This window comes from Dryocola sp. LX212 (assembly GCA_041504365.1).
GTDB lineage: Bacteria > Pseudomonadota > Gammaproteobacteria > Enterobacterales > Enterobacteriaceae > Dryocola.
The window spans coordinates 18899-37229 of the sequence record CP167918.1; the positions used below are offsets into that span (position 1 = coordinate 18899).

Here is an 18331-nt window from a genome sequence, read left to right on the forward strand (position 1 = left end):
CATTACTAAATGGTTCTAACACACTTAGTGCGCATAATCAGCATTATGTTAAATTAAGTGAGATAATTATATTATTCAATACCTTACCTGTTATTTCCTCAATCTATCTGCTATGTCCCATACATTCAGCTCCCCTTCTGCTGCTTTGATCGTGAGTTCTTCATGATCTGCTGAGTATTGGACAAGAACGCCATTACGACGTAAAAACAGTATCGCTGAAGCAAAGGCCGTTCTTTTGTTTGCATCATTAAAACTGTGCCCTCTCGCTACGGCCAGAAGATACGCCGCAGCCAGAATGAAGATATCACTCTCTCCTTCATAAACATGACGATTGAGGATCCGTGTGACCATACTCTCAATCCGGCCAGCATCAGAATAACCTCCCAGCCCTCCATACGCTGATATCATACGATCATGGATGCTTATTACATCTTTGCCTGTAAGGAAGCTGATCATCGATTCTTAAGAGCCTGAAGGGTTTTACCATGCTCTGTAAAAAGCCAGTCAAAATCAGACTCCGCCTGAATTTTCTGCATTTTTTCATATTGTTCAGCGTCAATGATAATCACTGGTTTGGCTGAACGCCGGGTTATCATTACTGGTTCGCCAGCGGCAACGCCATCAAGTACAGAAGCCAGTTTATCTCTAGCAGCAGTAAAATTAATAGATTGCATACACAATGTACCTTAGGAAATGAGTTGAAACGTACGCTTAATTGTACATTTAAGCCTGTGACAACTCAACCATCGGTTATAAGCGTTACCGCTGCATATGGCAGCTCCTGTGGCGTGAAGATGTCACGTTGATTGCGGGGTCCGCTTGGAAAACGGAAAATATCCTACGCTAAGGCTATTAATTGCCCAGTTGGGGCCGAAAGTGTGAAACTCTCTGCTGCTTACTTTTGGTTTTTAACCAAGTAGTCGCTAAATACTTCTGCCATGTAATCCACAAAAACACGTACCTTCGGTGTCATCTGCCGCGTGCTGGGCCAGAGCATATGAAAAGTGGTTGTATGCGTCATATCATTATTCAGGATTGGTACCACCTCACCTGTGGCTAGCGCTTCTTTTACCGAGTAATCAGGCAAACAGGCAATACCACGACCTTGTTTCACCATATAAAGCAGGACTTCAAGGCTGCTGCAAGTCAGTGTTAAAGGAACAGTCTGAATACCTCCTCTGGTTACAGCGTATTGAAGCGGCCACTGAGCAATTTTCCCTGTACTGGGATAGCGATAGTGCAGGCAGGAATGACCGAATAAGTCTTCTGGGCTGGCAGGGGTTCCTTGATGCCTGAAGTAATCTGGTGAGCCAACGATACACAATTGGAATGAGCCGAGGCGACGGGATATCAGTCTTGAATCACTCAGCTCACCGCCACGAATGACCACATCCATTCCGTCCTCAATGACATCAGACAATCTGTCGGAAAAATCAAGGTCCAGTTCTATCTGGGGGTAACGTTCCATGAATTGTGAAATCATGGGTAACATCAGCCCTCCCGCCAGCGGAAGACCGACGCGGAGCCTTCCGCGTGGTTGTTCTGTCATCGCTGACAGTTCATCCTCTGCGGCCTGGATTTCACCAAAAATACGGTGACATCGTTCCAGAAAGACCTCGCCTTCTGACGTCAGGCGAACCGAACGTGTACTTCGCTGGAAAAGTCGTACACCCAGACGTTCTTCCAGTCTGGAAATGCTCTTGCTGACTGCTGACGATGAAATGCCTTTTACTCGCCCTGTTGCTATAAAACTCCTTGTCTGGGCCACATGCACAAACACTTCAAGACCATTCATTTTTTCCATCATTTCGAGCACCGAATCATTAGTGACACAAATGTCATATATGTTATGCCATTCATCCCCATTAATCCCGAGGGAATATCATCATATTATTGCCTCCATCCCAGGGGGCTGATTCTTACAGCCTGCCTGATGTTCAAATAATCTGATAAAAAGAAGGCTGTATGAACAACAGTAAAATCCGCGTAGGTATTATTGGTACTGGTGGCTGGGCCAGATATGGCCACATTCCTGCACTCAAGTCGTTGAGTGATTTTGACATTGTGGCACTCGCTGGTCGTAACAAAGAGAAAGTGGAAAAATATGCTGCACAGTTCGGTATCAGCCAGGCTTACGGTAGCCCCGAGGCGTTACTGGCTAACCCCGACATAGACCTGGTTGTTGTTCTGGCTCCGACACCTGAACATGGACGACTGGCGAAGGCAGTGATTGAAGCTGGAAAGGATGTCTACAGTGAGTGGCCTCTTTCCACGAGCACGACTGAGTCAGAAGAAATTCTGGCGATGGCAAGTGAGAAAGGTGTCAAACATATTGTCGGGTTACAGCGCCGTTTCTCACCCAGTTCCCGATACTGGCATGATCTGATTAAACAGGGTTATGTGGGTAAAATCCGCGCGGTGCGAATGTCCGTGGGCGTTGACGCTTTTGGCGAAGTCATGCCGGAGTTTGCAAAATGGGCAGTAGACGTAGGGAACTTTACTGAACTGTTATCCATCTATGGTGGTCATTTCCACGATATGCTTTTCAAGGGTGTGGGTTTCCCTCAACAGCTTGCGGCTGTCATTAAAAACCAGTTCCCGATCACAACGATTGCCGAAACAGGTGAGAAGATCCCCTATACCCGCCCTAACGAGGTCATGATCATAGGCTCTCTGGCAAATGATGCATTATTCTCTGTTCAGCTTGAAGGCGGACAGACACTACGTACAGGACTTCAGATTGACATCACCGGTACAGAAGGTGTTTTACGCATCACGAATGCACGTGGATTCCAGAATGAAGATGACAACTTGATCCAGGGAATGCGCAATGGTGTCGAACAGTTTGTCGACCTACCAGTCCCAGCTGAATATACCTGTTTACCTGTATCTCATCTTGATGCCAGTTCACAGGACGTTGCTTATCTGTATGCAGCCTATGCCAGGGATAAATCATCTGGAACTAGCGAAGCGACAACATTTGAAGATGCAGTGCGTCAGCATCGGTTAATTGACAAGATCACAGAGTCTTCTGAGCGTTTCTCCAGGTAAAAGAGAAAAGCATGTCGCTTGCCTGATTCATTTTCATGAATCAGGCTAAATATGAGGTTTTTGCGGCTCTTATCCTCAGAATGGTCTGCCGTGTGGTATTGAATTCTCGGGCCACGGCGCTGATGCTTGTGCCTGTATTAATTCTTGCCATTACAGCCTGTTGTTGTTGTTCGTTTAATGCCGAAGGGCGCCCAAAACGTTTTCCTGCTGCTTTTGCCCTCGCAATACCTGAATGCGTACGCTCAAGCAGCAGATCCCGCTCAAACTCCGCTACAGCAGAAATTACCTGCATAGTCATTTTTCCGGCCGGACTGGTCAAATCGACGCCACCGAGTGCGAGGCAATGAACGCGAATATCTGACGCAGCCAGTTGCTCAACTGTTTTTCTTATATCCATGGCATTACGCCCAAGGCGGTCCAGCTTGGTGACAATCAGCACATCACCATTTTCCATGCGATCAAGCAGCCGGATAAATCCGGGGCGTTCGCTGGCAGCAACCGAGCCACTGATATGCTCCTCAATAAGTCGTTGGGCTCTGATGGCAAAACCCGCTGCTTCAATTTCCCTTCGCTGATTCTCGGTGGATTGTTCCAGAGTGGAGACCCGGCAATAAGCAAAAACGCGTGACATAGGAAACTTTCCGTACGAAATAGATGTCCGAATTATAGCGCCTGTACGAAATTAATTTCACTTACTTTCGGACAGATATACAAGAGGGTGTACGAAACCGACCGGTTTCGGTCACTGTTAACCCATAACATATGGAAACTTTACGCGTGCTACGGCGACAGATACTGAGCAGTGAAGAGTAGGAACGCTTGCTGGTTATTCCAGATGATGAAATTACTCCGCCCCGAATGTGTTTTCTGAATGAACAGGATTTTGGGTCAAGGTCACCTCCCAACATCTTCCGCAGCCCTGGATGGTACACAGACCAGAGTGAATTTTAGTTCAGGGTAACAACGGACACGTTATAGACGAGATGAACCATACTTATAAAAAAAATAACGCAACACAAAGGCGCATAATTCAGGCCAAACTAGCGGCTTTTTTATCGTGGTCTTCTTTTCGAAAGAGTGTCCCCTTCCCCCATGAGCGATGATCAACAGCAGACCATATGACAAAAGTCATTCTCCATATGTATGTGATTTTAAATTGGTTTATTGCAGAAATACGACTGGGACCATGGTCCCAGGTAGGTAGTTGGGACCGCGGTCCCAGTTGTGTGAACAGGAACATTGAAAAAAAGTGTGAGGAGTTAGTCCGCTTCGGTCTTTTGTAATTGTTCTAAGATTTTTTCCACCTGTTCAATACAGTGTTGTGGGATTTTAGAGCGGTCCAAACTAAATATCACCTTATTACCTTTGTATTGAGCTATTGCACCGGGAACAAACTCACGTTTTACTGGAGAACCTGACGGAACACCTTTCGATATTTTCAGGCCACCAATTAATTCCTGGATAATATCTTCAGTCTCCATCACAAATCCGCTTTTACGCTTTTCTGTTAATTCAAGTATCTTGGCATGCAATAACGATTCGTTATCATTAAATAGGCAACTTAAATTCTCACCAGCACGAGCAGACAACTCACCAGGATGAGAGAAGAGGGCGATCACTTCACGAGGGAGTTTTGAGGTGTTGATGCACCTTGTAATAATTTTCCTGGAAATATTCTCCGCTTTTGCTAACGCAGAAATATTTCCTTTGAACTCATTATTAAGACGGAAAGAGTAACGCTTCCCTCTTTCATAAGAGCTTGTAGGGCGATAATCGTTACCCAGTTTACATAGCGAATCCATTTGTTCATCATTGAGATCACCGACAAGAACACGATATTCACTTGATGTCAGGATAGCGGTCATACGACGTCGACTGCCATCCGCGACTTCTATACAATCTCCAACTTTTCGACCAAACGCTGGATTCAGCTGCCCATTAACAAGAAATGAAGGTATTAGATCATCCAGGGCATATTCCGTTAGAAATTCTTGATCACGCTCATTACCAGCCCATACTCGAGTGGACTTTTCTACTGTATTTCCAGCTAGTGTTTCGAGCACGAATTTAACTTCTCGACCACAAACGGGGAGGCTAATAGTATTGCCTTTGGCCATAGAACCAACTCTTGCAATAAGGGAATCCACCATAGGCGCCGCCGGTGCAGCAATTTGATGAGTAGTGAGCTGCGCAGGAGATGTTTTGGGAATAATTGGAGCTCGTTTCATTATCGAATCTCCCAACGAGGCTTGATGAGTCTGTCGAAAACTTCATTGCAAACAGGTTCCCATATCGCAAGCGCATTTCTCCAGGCTCCAGTCGACGAGCGTTGATCAATTGCTTGTTCGAAAACAGTGCGCATCCTAATCTGGCCTTTTCCAACTTCATCTGTCTCGCGAACAACATTTTTGAGAACCATGCTTCCCCAGGCATCACGGATTTGTTCTTCCATCCAGGGGGATTGAGAGCCATTACTATTACTATATTTTGTAAGAAGTATTCTGACAGCAGGCTCAAAACCTTGCAGATCCACGTTTTTTAATAGGTCGCGTAACATGTCAAAAAACTGTAGAGCTGAAGTATAATCAAAGAGTTCTGCGGGAGTAGGTACGATCAATACGTCAGCAGCGCATACAACGTTAATCGTTCCAATACCAAGGTTTGGTGCGCTGTCGATAATAATAACATCATAATCCTGCGCAACGGTTTCTATTGCAAGCCGAAGCATCATATGGGGTTCAGTAGGTAATTTCCCTTCATCATAACGTCCCATCAGTTCTGTTTCGATCCGATGCAATGCAAGGCAGGAAGGAATAATATCAAGACCTGGCCAACACGTAGGCTTTATGGCATATGAAGCATCATCACGTTCACCAAGATAGAAAGGGAGAAGTGTATCCTCAGCATGTATATGCAAATCTGGAACCCACCCATGGTACATCGATGCTGTACCTTGTGGATCATTGCCTTCCACCAGAAGGACACGAAGCCCTTTTAAAGCAAAGTCTTGAGCAAGGTGCACCGAGACAGATGTTTTGTAAACCCCTCCTTTGTGCGCAGCTACTCCGATAACAGGAGGGACACTTTCATTCGGCCTGCGAAGCCGGGTACCAAACATGTCCCGCATATGATTGATTTGTTCAATGGTGTATCCAACTCTCTGTTCTACCCGGCCACGCATTTCCATATCAGGGTGGGGAAGGCGGCCTGCTTTTTCGGCATCACGTATAGCCTGCGAAGAAACGCCGATTAGGTCAGCAGCTTCTCCTACACGCCACCGCCGTGTAATTTTCCTGGCTTCAGGGCTATCGTCATTAAATTGAGCAATGGCAATCGCTTTTGTCATTTCATGACCAGCTGCAATGCACTGGTCAAGAGTATCCATCAACCCCATAGAATGCTCCTTATATTTAACTTTGCATCAATACATTTAATCTTGAATTTAATTGCAAAGCAACATTTATGGCGCAAAGACGATAAAGTCGTCATTTATGAGGCAGTATAAGGAGTGGAACTCTTAGTTACTGAAGCCTACTTACTGTATTGGTTGGTTTTTTGATGAGGGCTTCAATAATGGATTTATACTGTTGCAATTAATTTTTTACTATAAATACAATAAGATAGGATATTTTCATGATAGTAGTAATTATGTAGTGCTCGCCGCAACAAGTGACCGAGCGAAGCGAGCGAGCGGTGAGGAAGCGCAATTGCACTGTACTTTAAGTAACTGCGTACACATTTTTGTAGAATATATCCACATATCCACTGTGTCGATCCAAGTTTTAGATCATTAATAAGATCCTAATAAGATCCAAAAAAGATCCTAATAGATCCCAGTTGCTATTTCCTTATTTAAAACAATTGTTTACAGCAAAAAAAAACCACTATAGAGAGTGTTTCATCCACTATAGATTGGAAACCAACCGCTAGAGTATGCAAAGCATCTACTATAGTTAGCGTTCTAACCACTGTAGGTTGAAGTCAACAACCACTAGAGACAGTGCAAAATGTATTTGTTGTGGATAAATCATCGAGTGAGGGAATGGTCTACTATTTTTTAAGGATGACAGCCAAATCACTAGCCATAATGGTCAATATCCACTATAGAGAGTAATTTTAAGGTGTAGCTCGTGGTTCAACCGCTATAGTCAATGTATTATCCACTGTATTCAGCGAGTTCAGTATGAATGGGAAAGGATCCAGTATGGAGCAGGATAATTATCTGATTAAGAGTTCATTTTGTGAAACGGATAAAGAAACAGGGACTGTTGTTACCCTGACACCAAATTCTAGTAATACTGTCCAACCAGTAGCGCTTATGCGTCTTGGTTTGTTTGTGCCCACACTGAAGTCAACTGCTCGGGGTCGAACTGGACTGATGGCCTCCATGGATGTCACCAGTGAGCTTAGTCAGCTCTCGCTGGTTAAAGCTGAAGGTTATGAAAACATTAAAATCACCGGTGCTCGCCTTGATATGGATAGCGACTTTAAAACATGGGTCGGAATCATCCATGCTTTTGCGCGTCATAAAATTATCGGTGATAGTGTTAGTCTACCGTTTGTGGAATTTGTGAAGCTTTGTGGTATCCCTTCCGCGCGCTCATCTGCAAGACTTCGTAAACGTCTCGATTCTTCCTTGGCACGTATTGCAACTAATACCCTATCTTTTTCGAACAAGGCAGGCGATTACTACGTTACCCACTTAGTTCAGTCTGCTAAGTATAGCCCGAAGACAGACCTGGTCACTATTCAAGCGGATCCTAAGATTTTTGAGCTTTATCAATTCGATAGGAAAGTATTGCTACAACTTCGGGCTATCAACGCCTTATCACGTAAAGAATCTGCTCAGGCACTTTATACCTATATCGAAAGCCTGCCATCTAATCCGGCACCTGTTTCTCTTGCTCGGTTGCGTGCACGGCTAAATTTGACATCAAGAGTTATTACTCAAAATGCGACTGTTCGTAAAGCGATGGAGCAACTACGCGACATTGGCTATTTAGATTACTCAGAAGTAAAGCGCGGTAAAATCGTCTATTTTATCATTCATGAACGACGTCCAAAGCTCCGTCCAGGTGATCTTCCACATGGATTACCCCTTGTTGGCGAAGAATACATTGAGATAGATGAAAGAAATGAGCAAAGTGAAGGGGAGCTTGTGCGATTATCGCCTGCTGAAAAGCAATTATTGGATCGTATCCGCCATGGAAAATTGAAGTAACCACTATAGAGAGCTATTGCACTTAACTTTCACGCTTCGAACCTTTTCTTTTACTCTCTATAGTGGATGTGTTGCTGATTTACTCGCTATAGTGATTACAGAATGATTTTGCTTGCCATAGTGGTTGTTTAACATTGGTGCTAATGCTTGAATTCTACAGTTCATCAATGCCCGGTTGCTGTCCATAGTGGTTTTCCCATTGTAATCAGCTAATAGTGGTCTCACTCAGCCTCGGTAAACGATTCTGCCCTTGAACTCGGAGTAAGGTCGTTAGCCTGGCAGAAACGTTATCAGCCGTCACTGCCGTACTGACCTGAGTGCATGATGACCAACCATAGGAGTTTTCATCATCAGTGCATCCCACTCCTGATTAGCCTGCATGACGGTAAACTGCCTCTGTACACGATTAGGGACAACGACGGAAGTATACGATGCACAACTTTATAACCACGTATAAAATCAGCCCGGGCGACGTTCAGTAGCCGACACATCGTCATGATACCCCTTACAGCACGATGTTCATTGATGATGGCCAGAAGCCATTTGTAGAGACCGAAAGCAGAGACGCTCAGCCGGTCAGAAACTTCAGCGACAGAATAACCGCGTTCCGTTATCTGACGGACGGCCTCTTCCTTAAATTCAGGTGTAAATCGTGGTGTGCCCATACGCTCCCCCTATGCTCAAACTTGGACTGACCCCACGACAGTAGACAAATTCTGTCCTCACGATGAGGCCTGTTCAAAGGCCTCCGGACTGACGCCGCCGAGATGACTGTGGCGCCGGGACCGGTTATAGAATACTTCAATGTAATCGAAGATATCCGCCCGGGCCAGATCCCGGGTTTTGTATATTCTCTTCCTGATGCGCTCTTTTTTCAGTGAACTGAAGAACGATTCGGCCACCGCATTATCCCAGCAGTTGCCACGCCGGCTCATGCTCGGAGCCAGGTTATTGGCCCGGCAGAAGCGCTGCCAGTCGTCACTGCCGTACTGGCTGCCCTGGTCTGAGTGCACGATAACCTCGCCGTCGGGTTTACGTCGCCAGACCGCCATCATCAGCGCATCCAGCGCCAGTTCGCGTGAGAGAGTGGGTTTCATCGACCAGCCGACCACGTTACGGGCGAAGAGATCGATAACCACCGCCAGATACAACCAGCCCTGCCAGGTGCGGATGTAAGTGATGTCGGTGACCCAGACCTGATTGGCCCGGACAACAGTAAACTGCCGCTGCACGCGATTCGGGGCAACCACTGAAGGTCGACCAGCGATACGACGCGGCGCTTTATAGCCGCGTACGGCTTTGATCCGGTTCAGTTGCATAATACGACCCACCCGGTTTTTGCCGCAGGTTTCCCCGATTTCGTTCAGGTCGCCATGAACCCGCCGGTAACCGTATACGCCTCCGCTCAGTGAATATGAGTCACGGATAAGCGTCAGCAGGCGCTGGTTATCTTTATCACGTGCCGAGACCGGGTTGTGCAGCCACGCATAGAACCCGGCCCGGGCGACATTGAGTACCCGACACATCGTCATCACACCCCATACAGTGCGGTGCTCATTGATAAAGCGGTACTTCAGTCGGGCTCCCTTGCAAAGTACCGCGCGGCCTTTTTCAAAATATCCCGTTCCTCTTCGGTACGTTTTAGCTGCGCCCGTAGTTTCAGGATCTCGCTTTTGGCCTCCAGTAAATCCCGGGCATGCTGCTCGCTGTTATCGGGTTTAATCGCCCGTAGCCACTTGTAGAGGCTGTGTGCAGAAACGCCCAGACGGTCAGATACTTCGGCGACGGAATAACCGCGTTCCGTTATCTGACGGACAGCCTCTTCCTTAAATTCAGGTGTAAATCGTGGTGTGCCCATACGCTCCTCCTATGCTCAAACTATAGGGCAGGATCGTCTACCGGGGCGGGGTCAGTCCAACTATAGGGCAGGATCGTCTACCGGGGCGGGGTCAGTCCAACTATAGGGCAGGATCGTCTACTGGAGCGAGGTCAGTCCATTATTTATATTCATGTGACCACATTTAGTACCCCACTACAATTTAAAGGGTGATTTATATACCTATAGTTAAGTTGATTACCATTTGAGATACGGATGTGTCCTCGATTAATCAGGTAGGTTCCGTTTTTTGTAGGTGTTCATTAACTAATTGAAGCAATATAGCGTTCACAGTTTGCGGACCAATGTTTTCATATCTATTTAGTGCAGCCTGACGTTCAATTGCCACTAGTTGATATTTAAGTAATGTAAATGTTCTGTTGGTTTTATTTGCACGGCGTTGGCGATAATCATCAAGTGTCCTTATTTCATCCATGTTTCCGCTAAGTGTAATGTTGAAACTAAGAGGATTATAAGTGGTGTAAGATGCTCGCCGTTCTTCATCACTCAGTGTTATATGAGATTCAATTATCTGGCGAAGAAGGGCACTGACGGAAATCGGTTTTTTATCGTTAAGCTTATTGAGTGCGACCTGTCTAATAAGTGAGCGATCAGCTTGCTCGGAAAGAAGAAACGTTCTCCTTATCAACACATTATCAGAGTTTTCTTGCGTAACTTTCATTTCTGGAAGATGTAGTGGAGGGGATACGGTATCATTCTGCATTTGAAAATCCTCTTTCCGGCCAGATGGCATGCATATTTTTTAAGCGTAAGTGCTGTTTGTCATCAATAGTAGCCCCATCCGAAAAGGATGTGCACTGTTTATAATTATCATAATGTAAGTAAAGTGTAAGGGGTGCATGTTTTTAGGAATCATTTAAAGACTATTTAAATACTTTTTTGTTGGTTTTTTTTTGCAAACCCTTATATACATGGAAACTGTTGGTTTTTTTTTGTGCTTTCTCTCTCATCTCATCATTTCACGGAAGAAATATTATTTCATAATGTAACATTGCCGGTTTGAATTTGTTATGCCATAGGGTTATTAAGTACATGGCTATTTGTTATCTGGCTATATGACCGGGTGTATTATCCCGAGACTATCCAAAACTATAGAGAGAACAGTATGTCATCATCTCAGGCATTTTCCCCAGATAGGGGCAGTTACCCTGCACAATATTACTTTTCTGTTACTCACCCTGAAGCTTACTGGCGAGAAGAGGCTTCACATATTTCCTGGATTGCCCCCTTTACTACGGTCAAGGATACATCCTTCTCTCCTGGCAAAGTTAATATCCGTTGGTTTGAGGACGGTAAGCTAAATGTTTCAGTAAACTGCCTTGATCGGCATCTGGAGGCCCGTGGTGATCAAATAGCAATTATCTGGGAAGGCGATGATGACAAAGAACGCCGTAATCTGAGCTATCGTCAGTTATTGGATCAGGTTTGCCGTTTTGCCGGTGTACTGCATTCTATGGGAATTCGTAAAGGCGATACGGTAACACTGTATATGCCCATGGTGCCTGAAACCGCTATTGCCATGTTGGCCTGTGCACGTATTGGGGCTGTTCATAGCGTTGTTTTTGCTGGATTTTCAGCCGAAGCGCTGGCAGAGCGCATGGCCGATGCTGGCTCCCGGCTGGTGATAACTGCAGATGAAGGGTTGAGAGGAGGGAAAGTTATTTCTCTGAAAGCTTGTGTCGATCAGGCACGAAAGTACTGCCGGGAATCTCTGGGGCATGATGTCCGGCAGACCATAGTATTCCGGCGGACTGGGGGGGATATTTCCTGGGAACCCGAAATTGATCATTGGTGGCACGAGTTGATGAGCCGCACATCACCGCTTGTAGAACCTGTATCTATGAAAGCAGAAGACCCTCTGTTTATTCTTTATACTTCTGGTTCGACAGGAAAACCAAAGGGGCTTCTACATACAACGGCAGGTTATCTTGTTTATGCCCACAGTACCTTCCGTTTACTGGCTGGTGATTCTCGAATTTTCTGGTGTACCGCCGATGTGGGGTGGATAACAGGGCATACCTATATGCTATATGCCCCATTATGTGCAGGTCTAACGACGGTTATGTATGAAGGAATACCGTGTTCACCATCGGCAGATCGACTGGCTACAATGATTGATCGGCACAATGTCGATATGTTTTACACTGCCCCGACTCTTATTCGCAGCTTGATGTCTGTCGGCGTTACTGCACTGGGTAATTCACACCGTACTTCCTTACGCCGGTTGGGAACAGTTGGTGAGCCGATTAATCCTGAAGCCTGGCGATGGTACAAAGATGTCTTTGGAAATGGCCGATGCCCGGTGATTGATACTTGGTGGCAAACGGAAACCGGGGGGATCATGATTGCACCGATCAATGGTGAAAATAAACCGGGTGCTGCGGCGACTCCATTATTTGGTATCCGAGCGGATATTGTAGATGATAACGGAAAAGCGGTGCCCCCTATGACCCGAGGAAATCTTGTCATCCGCGACTCCTGGCCCGGTCAGGCCCGGACTATTTATGGCGATCACGCCCGATTTGAAGAAGTCTATTTCTCAACTGTGCCTGGTAGTTATTTTACCGGTGACGGCGCCTGGCAGGATGAAGAGGGGCATTTCTGGATCTCGGGACGGGTGGATGATGTTCTCAATGTTTCAGGACATCGACTAGGAACAGCCGAAATTGAATCAGCCATCACATCACACCCCGTAGTTTGCGAAGCGGCGGTAGTCGGACAGCCCCATCCTGTTAAGGGCGAATCGGTATATGCTTTTGTGACCTTGATGGAAGGTCAAAAAGTGTCGGAATCATTGTCCACTGAACTTCGTGTACGTGTACGAGAAAAAATTGGTGCGTTGGCGGTGCCGGAGGTGATCCATTGGACCCCCCATCTGCCTAAAACACGTTCAGGAAAAATTTTACGCCGATTACTGAGGAAGATTGTTGTCGGCGAAATTGGGGAGTTGGGTGACTTGTCTTCCTTGGCTGATCAGGAGGTGCTTTACGATTTGTTGCAGCGAAAAAATGAAAGATAAGGTCCGCAACAAACTTGTCTGCCTGCCTGAGCCATCCAAATTATGGGGATTATTCTCTTTAGCAGGAGAAATATATCTGCCAGTGTAAGGAGAAAGAAATGAGCCGTTTAATTGTAAGCTATGAAGATCATTATGAAGTATGTCACCTTCTCGGGCGCTGTTGTCTGGTCCTGTTACAGGAGGGTAGTCTGCACATGCCAGGCATGTCTGAAGTCACGCATTAAATCACTTTGCAACGAGTATTTTGATGTGATGGGAAAGGAGATGGTGGTATTACAAATGCTACTTGATGAACAAGACCTGACACAGGTTCTTTTTCAGAAAAAAACTTTGAAAGAGGTGAAACGTAAAAGCTCTGAGGAGCTTTTATCTGTTTTATGACATAGCACTCTCCTTTTACGTTTTTCGCAGTATGTTAAAAACATGTGGTATCTGTAGCACTCTTTGTGCTCAATAAGTCACGAGGTTCAAATAATGAATAAAAAATGGAGATTTAAAGATATGATGTAACACAATGGAAAATATTAAATTACATAGAATAAGTCTTCCATAACCAATCATTTTACTTATTAATAGCGAGGATTGATTTTTTTGTAGGCTTTATTGCTATCAAAAAATACTAGTTAATTCGTTATGGAGTATATATGATTGTACACAAATCCCTTTTGGCTGTTCCATTTTTGGCTTTAACGTTAACAGGTTGCATTAATAGCAACCGTTACGCAGGGGATGTTTATCAGGCCTCAGATGCCAAAGCAATTCAGACGGTATCCTATGGAACGGTCACTCACGTTCGTCCTGTTCAACTGCAGGCTGGGGGTGATACAAACGTTGCCGGTGGTATTGGAGGAGCTGTACTTGGTGGTTTCCTGGGTAACACAATTGGTGGGGGGAAAGGCCGTTCCCTTGCCACTGCTACTGGGGCTGTAGCGGGCGGAATGGCGGGGCAGAAAATTCAGGGCGAAATGAACAAAGAACAGGGTGTGGAACTGGAAATTCGCAAAGATGATGGCAAAACTGTTATGGTGGTTCAAAAGCAGGGGCCGTCTGTATTTACGGTCGGAGAGCGCGTTGCACTCGCAAGCGACGGTCATCAGGTAACGGTATCTCCTCGCTAACGGTTTAGGTTCATATGTCTATCCTGAAGCCTTATTATGTTAGGCTTCAGGTATACAACCGATCTGGAGTAGCGTAATGGAGATGGGTAACTGATGAATGAAGCTCTGACCCGGTGATCAGAAGTCGCAATACCCCCCCAAAATATGACCATAACGTCTTCTTGTTCTGAAATGCTCATTATCATTCACTACTGGAGGTCAGGATAAAAATGCGATGCTTATCGTTAGTATAATAACGATAATTAAATCCATTGAGACTCATAGAGATGCTACTATTATACCATTCATGAATGGTTAAAAACACTTGAAGACGGAGGTTCTGTATAGCTGTTCGATGGTGATTATCTTCCACTACATCGATCAGACGGTATATGAGGTTCCTAAAACCAGAAGATGCAGTATGAGGGCCGCTGATAATTATCCCTGTTATTTTTTTAGTGCGTTTGTCTTGCCCCATGATGAGGCAACTATGCCCGATAAGGGGGAGTGTGAAAGTGTGTATATAAATGGTGTCTGATGAAAGGCAGTGATCGTAATCTATCCCCTGACGCTGTTGCAACGCATCTTCTCTAAGAATAGCGGGCGATGTGTATGTTGCTACTTGCAGAAGTGAGTTACCTATCATTTGTGGTGACGTGATGATTTCTTGGGCGCCGCTCCTGTTGGAAAAAATTAACAGAATGGACAATGTCATTATTTTTTTATTTAAAAAATACATCTTTAGTGATCTGCAATTTTGAATCAAGGTTGTCTTTAATATAAATTATGTCATATTTTTATTCGTGTGTACAAATAAGTTCAATCTGATCAAGAATATTTTTCTTGGATGCTAAGATAATACGCAGATATCTTCAAACAAATCAGATGAAACTACATAGATTCAATCAACTTCGTTAGTAATAACAAAATATTCTCGAACAACAAAATGATTGGGACTTCTGTATAAGCCGGATCCCCCCAAAAAAACTGGCATTTTGATAGAATATGTCAAGTAAAACTTCATAACTTCAGACGACATCAGTGATACAGAACTGTATTAACGGTGGTCAGTAGGTAAGGACAGGACGGGCGACCTGATTGAGAGAGCATTCATAATTCTGTGTCAGAAGTGTCTAGATTATCCATGACGATTCAGTTCCCAGACGCATTTTACCTTTCCAGGCTATGACAAATTTAGTTTTTGATACTGTTGGCGTTTCAGCCAACAGTATCTTCAAATGAAAGAGGCTATCTGGGAGCAGTGAAGATCAATGGTGTCTGCCAGGTAGCAGCCCCTGGAGCTTCGGTTATCAGAAGGTACCTCCCTGGCCGTATGGCCGTCGCGCTGACTCGCGCAACACCCTGGCTATCCGTAAGCCCTGACGATCTTGAAAGAGTCATGCCCGGAAAACGGCTTTCAAAATTCACAGTCTTACCGGCAGCAGGGCTACCATCATACCGTGTCAATGTAACCGCAAAAACATCTTCAGACTTACCGTCAGCGGGGGCGTTATTACGTTCAATTTCGCTACGATAGCTCATGGGATAAAAATGAACCTCCGTTGTGTCCGTCTTATTATCATCTGTAGAAGCCTGGACCGTCACTGTATTGTGGGTCACTTTTGAACGAATTGTGGTGGTAGCTCGGCCTTGAGCATCAGTCGTTGCTTGCGGCGTATCTACTTCCGCAAAACCCGATAATGCTGAGAACGTTACGGGGATGCCTGGGGCTGGCTGGCCCTGGGTATCCGTAACCCATGCTTCAACTTCATCCGTTTCGATATTGTCGCCCACAGCATTATCTTTTATCACTTTCAGCGTCAGAAGCGTATCCCCGAGAAAGTGGGTGACGACCTGTTGGCTTTCTCCACCATCCAGGCTGGCGGTTACTTCACTTTCACCGGGCTGAGTTGATGTGAGAGTGGCGCTGAGCAGACCATCTGCATCCGTTTGTCCGCTTTGCGGTGTAATTTGTGCACCGTTAGTGGCCTGAAACGTAATGTTTTCTCCTTTCAGAGGAGTGCCACTATCATCTGTGACTCTTACCTGTACGCTATTACTAGCGCTACCATTCGCTCTGGCATTATCCGAGATTACGGTAAGAGTCTCTACTGGGGGAGCATCGCCGACAAAATGCGTCATAACACTCCGGCTTCCCCCTTGCTTCAGGTTCGCAATAACCTCACTCTCTCCGGGTTGAGTTGAGGTGAGGGTAGCGCTGAGTAGACCATCTGCATCCGTTTGTCCGCTTTGCGGCGTAATTTGTGCACCGTTGCTGGCCTGAAACGTGATGGTTTCCCCTTTCAGCGGGGTACCACTATCATCAGTGATGCTAGCCTGTACTCTGTTGTAGGAGAGACCATCCGCTTTAGCATTATCCGACACCACAGTTAACGTCCCGGTGCGGGTTGGTTTATCGTCATCATCGGAATACAGCACCTCACCGGTGCTCCATGCTTCAGGTGATGCGTTTCCCTGGTCGTCTCTGGCGATGGCACCAATTTTAAACAGATTGTTACCCCCGCTTTGATAAGGGGGAAACGTAATTTCTACACTATCCATCGTCAAAAGGCGCCAATTGCCACCGGCAGCGGTCAATTGATGCATGTCCCAGTCAATGGCTGTGACAGGATGGCGTGATGTCACGGTGGCGTTCACGCGGGTTGTATCACCGCCATATCCCTGTAAATGCGCGGGTAAAGAGACGCGAATTAACTGCTTCTTTTTATACTGCAACACAACCTGATAATTACGATCCGCTACATCATAACGACTAACATCCAGAGCTCGTGTCGTGCTAACTTCCTGCGGATCAAGTTGGCTGTTCAGAGAAACACCAGGACGCCAGGTAATATTCATTTCAACGTGCGTATCATGTTGTTGTCCGCTTCCTTTTTTTTGTTCTAACGCCAGATCAAGCAACGGAATAGGGGTGTAGGTCACTCCTGCTGTGACGGCATACGGATTATTTTGCAGGGTATCGTCATCAAACAACGCGACGTCCTTACCGTAATATTTTTCATATTTCAGCACGCCGCCAAGCTGCGGGTAATCGGGTAAAAATGCGGCCATCCGAATATCAAAACCATTCGCTGGTTTTTCATCATAATCGGCGTGCAAATCTGAGGTGTGCCAGTCTGTTGTACCAGCATAACCATTGACGGAGAGCTTAAGGTAATCTCGCCACAACTCCAGCCCGAGGCCGGCTCGTCGGTTATCACCGGTAATATCATCATCTAAAAAGACATTCCCGCCAAATAACCAGCCATTTCCTGGTTGGTAGCGCCATCCCAATCCCCAGTTAAGCGTGTTTCGAGAGTTTTGGCGGCGCCATCCCCATTGGCTGTACAACAAACTGTCAGGCCGATCATACAAAGGCAACAGTAAATCTAACGCGCTGCCATCGAAATGATCGCCAGTGTTAAAATTTGCTCTGGCTGTTCCGAACTGCCCCAGAAAATCATTGATTTTCTGATCAGCTTCATTTGTAAGTTGTGATTTGATCCAGTCTTGCCCATTGAGGGACTGAGGTTCCGAACTTGACGGATCGGACTTGCTCGCAGCCAAACCGTTAATAAAATGAAAAGTGAGCAACAAAAAAACTATTGCTCTGATAAGAATACTTCTATCAGACATATAAGTATATTCCACTAATATGACAACAAACCGATAGTTTTCGGCCCGCGCCAGAAGCTCTAAAAAATAAATTATAACGGCTGCCATTTGATTTATCTTTAAATCAAAATGTATCTTGATATAACGATGGGTTTTCCTTTTTGAATAATTGGTGTTTTTGAGAATGGCTATAGGGCCTTTTATGATGCGGGCTGGTTGCGTTCTTACGTAATGAAAAACATTCTTTTTTTTCTGAAGTGTAATTCAGCAAAAATATTTTAATATTATTTATCACTTTAATTTAATAATGATTCTAAAACAGAGAAGTGGACGGTAATACCAATTATTTGTTTTACGTTGTCTATCTTCCTGAACAATGTACGAGTAAACATCAATCCAGTAGTACAATGCTCCTGAAAGCCTAATACACA

The 18331-nt window shown here is 45.4% G+C and carries 15 protein-coding genes; 4 read left to right on the plus strand and 11 right to left on the minus strand.

The window, feature by feature from the left end:
- Positions 1–90: 90 nt before the first annotated feature.
- From ACA108_22275 to ACA108_22285, 3 genes are all read right to left on the minus strand, one after another.
- Positions 91–456, minus strand: coding sequence for a type II toxin-antitoxin system death-on-curing family toxin (locus ACA108_22275; protein XEX98228.1), 366 nt, complete (start codon positions 454–456; stop codon positions 91–93).
- Positions 453–674: a type II toxin-antitoxin system Phd/YefM family antitoxin gene (locus ACA108_22280; GenBank protein XEX98229.1), complete on the minus strand. Its 222-nt coding sequence runs from the start codon at positions 672–674 to the stop codon at positions 453–455. Before ACA108_22280 ends, ACA108_22275 begins: the two co-directional genes overlap by 4 nt.
- Positions 675–895: 221 nt before the next feature.
- Complete coding sequence (locus ACA108_22285) at positions 896–1804, minus strand: LysR substrate-binding domain-containing protein (GenBank protein ID XEX98235.1); 909 nt, start codon at positions 1802–1804, stop codon at positions 896–898.
- Positions 1805–1965: 161 nt separating this feature from the next.
- On the opposite strand from ACA108_22285, the gene ACA108_22290 reads away from it, so the two are divergent.
- Positions 1966–3051 (plus strand): Gfo/Idh/MocA family protein, encoded by a 1086-nt coding sequence (locus tag ACA108_22290; GenBank protein ID XEX98230.1) that lies wholly within the window; start codon positions 1966–1968, stop codon positions 3049–3051.
- Between the two features lie 40 nt (positions 3052–3091).
- On the opposite strand, the gene ACA108_22295 is transcribed toward ACA108_22290, so the two are convergent.
- The 3 genes from ACA108_22295 to sopA all read right to left on the minus strand — a co-directional run bounded on the left by ACA108_22295 (position 3092) and on the right by sopA (position 6445).
- Positions 3092–3682 (minus strand): recombinase family protein, encoded by a 591-nt coding sequence (locus ACA108_22295; GenBank protein XEX98231.1) that lies wholly within the window; start codon positions 3680–3682, stop codon positions 3092–3094.
- 628 nt (positions 3683–4310) lie between these two features.
- Positions 4311–5279, minus strand: coding sequence for a ParB/RepB/Spo0J family plasmid partition protein (locus tag ACA108_22300; protein ID XEX98232.1), 969 nt, complete (start codon positions 5277–5279; stop codon positions 4311–4313).
- The gene (gene sopA / locus ACA108_22305; protein XEX98233.1) at positions 5279–6445 is read right to left on the minus strand and encodes a plasmid-partitioning protein SopA; all 1167 of its coding nucleotides are present in this window, start codon (positions 6443–6445) and stop codon (positions 5279–5281) included. Before sopA ends, ACA108_22300 begins: the two co-directional genes overlap by 1 nt.
- Positions 6446–7255: 810 nt before the next feature.
- Here sopA and ACA108_22310 point away from each other — a divergent pair.
- The gene (locus ACA108_22310; protein ID XEX98234.1) at positions 7256–8272 is read left to right on the plus strand and encodes a RepB family plasmid replication initiator protein; all 1017 of its coding nucleotides are present in this window, start codon (positions 7256–7258) and stop codon (positions 8270–8272) included.
- 350 nt (positions 8273–8622) lie between these two features.
- Here the strand turns inward: ACA108_22310 and ACA108_22315 are convergent, their stop codons facing one another.
- The 3 genes from ACA108_22315 to ACA108_22325 form a co-directional block, all read right to left on the minus strand.
- Positions 8623–8937 carry a transposase gene (locus ACA108_22315; GenBank protein ID XEX98194.1) on the minus strand — a complete coding sequence of 105 codons (315 nt, stop codon included), beginning with the start codon at positions 8935–8937 and terminating at the stop codon, positions 8623–8625.
- Positions 8938–8994: 57 nt separating this feature from the next.
- Positions 8995–10130, minus strand: a protein-coding gene (locus ACA108_22320; GenBank protein ID XEX98195.1) for an IS3 family transposase whose coding sequence is annotated in 2 segments (ribosomal slippage) — positions 8995–9884 and positions 9884–10130 — 1137 coding nt in all. Because the reading frame shifts where the segments join, the coding sequence is not laid out codon by codon here.
- A 250-nt stretch (positions 10131–10380) separates the two neighbouring features.
- On the minus strand, positions 10381–10872 hold the full coding sequence (locus ACA108_22325; protein ID XEX98196.1) for a hypothetical protein: 492 nt from the start codon (positions 10870–10872) through the stop codon (positions 10381–10383).
- 402 nt (positions 10873–11274) lie between these two features.
- On the opposite strand from ACA108_22325, the gene acs reads away from it, so the two are divergent.
- Positions 11275–13188, plus strand: a complete 1914-nt coding sequence (acs, locus tag ACA108_22330; GenBank protein ID XEX98197.1) for an acetate--CoA ligase — start codon at positions 11275–11277, stop codon at positions 13186–13188.
- 644 nt (positions 13189–13832) lie between these two features.
- Positions 13833–14306: a glycine zipper 2TM domain-containing protein gene (locus tag ACA108_22335; GenBank protein XEX98198.1), complete on the plus strand. Its 474-nt coding sequence runs from the start codon at positions 13833–13835 to the stop codon at positions 14304–14306.
- Positions 14307–14487: 181 nt separating this feature from the next.
- Here ACA108_22335 and ACA108_22340 read toward each other — a convergent pair whose 3' ends face one another.
- Positions 14488–15000 (minus strand): hypothetical protein, encoded by a 513-nt coding sequence (locus ACA108_22340; protein ID XEX98199.1) that lies wholly within the window; start codon positions 14998–15000, stop codon positions 14488–14490.
- A 533-nt stretch (positions 15001–15533) separates the two neighbouring features.
- Positions 15534–18008: an inverse autotransporter beta domain-containing protein gene (locus ACA108_22345; GenBank protein XEX98200.1), complete on the minus strand. Its 2475-nt coding sequence runs from the start codon at positions 18006–18008 to the stop codon at positions 15534–15536.
- Between the last annotated feature and the right edge of the window lie 323 nt (positions 18009–18331).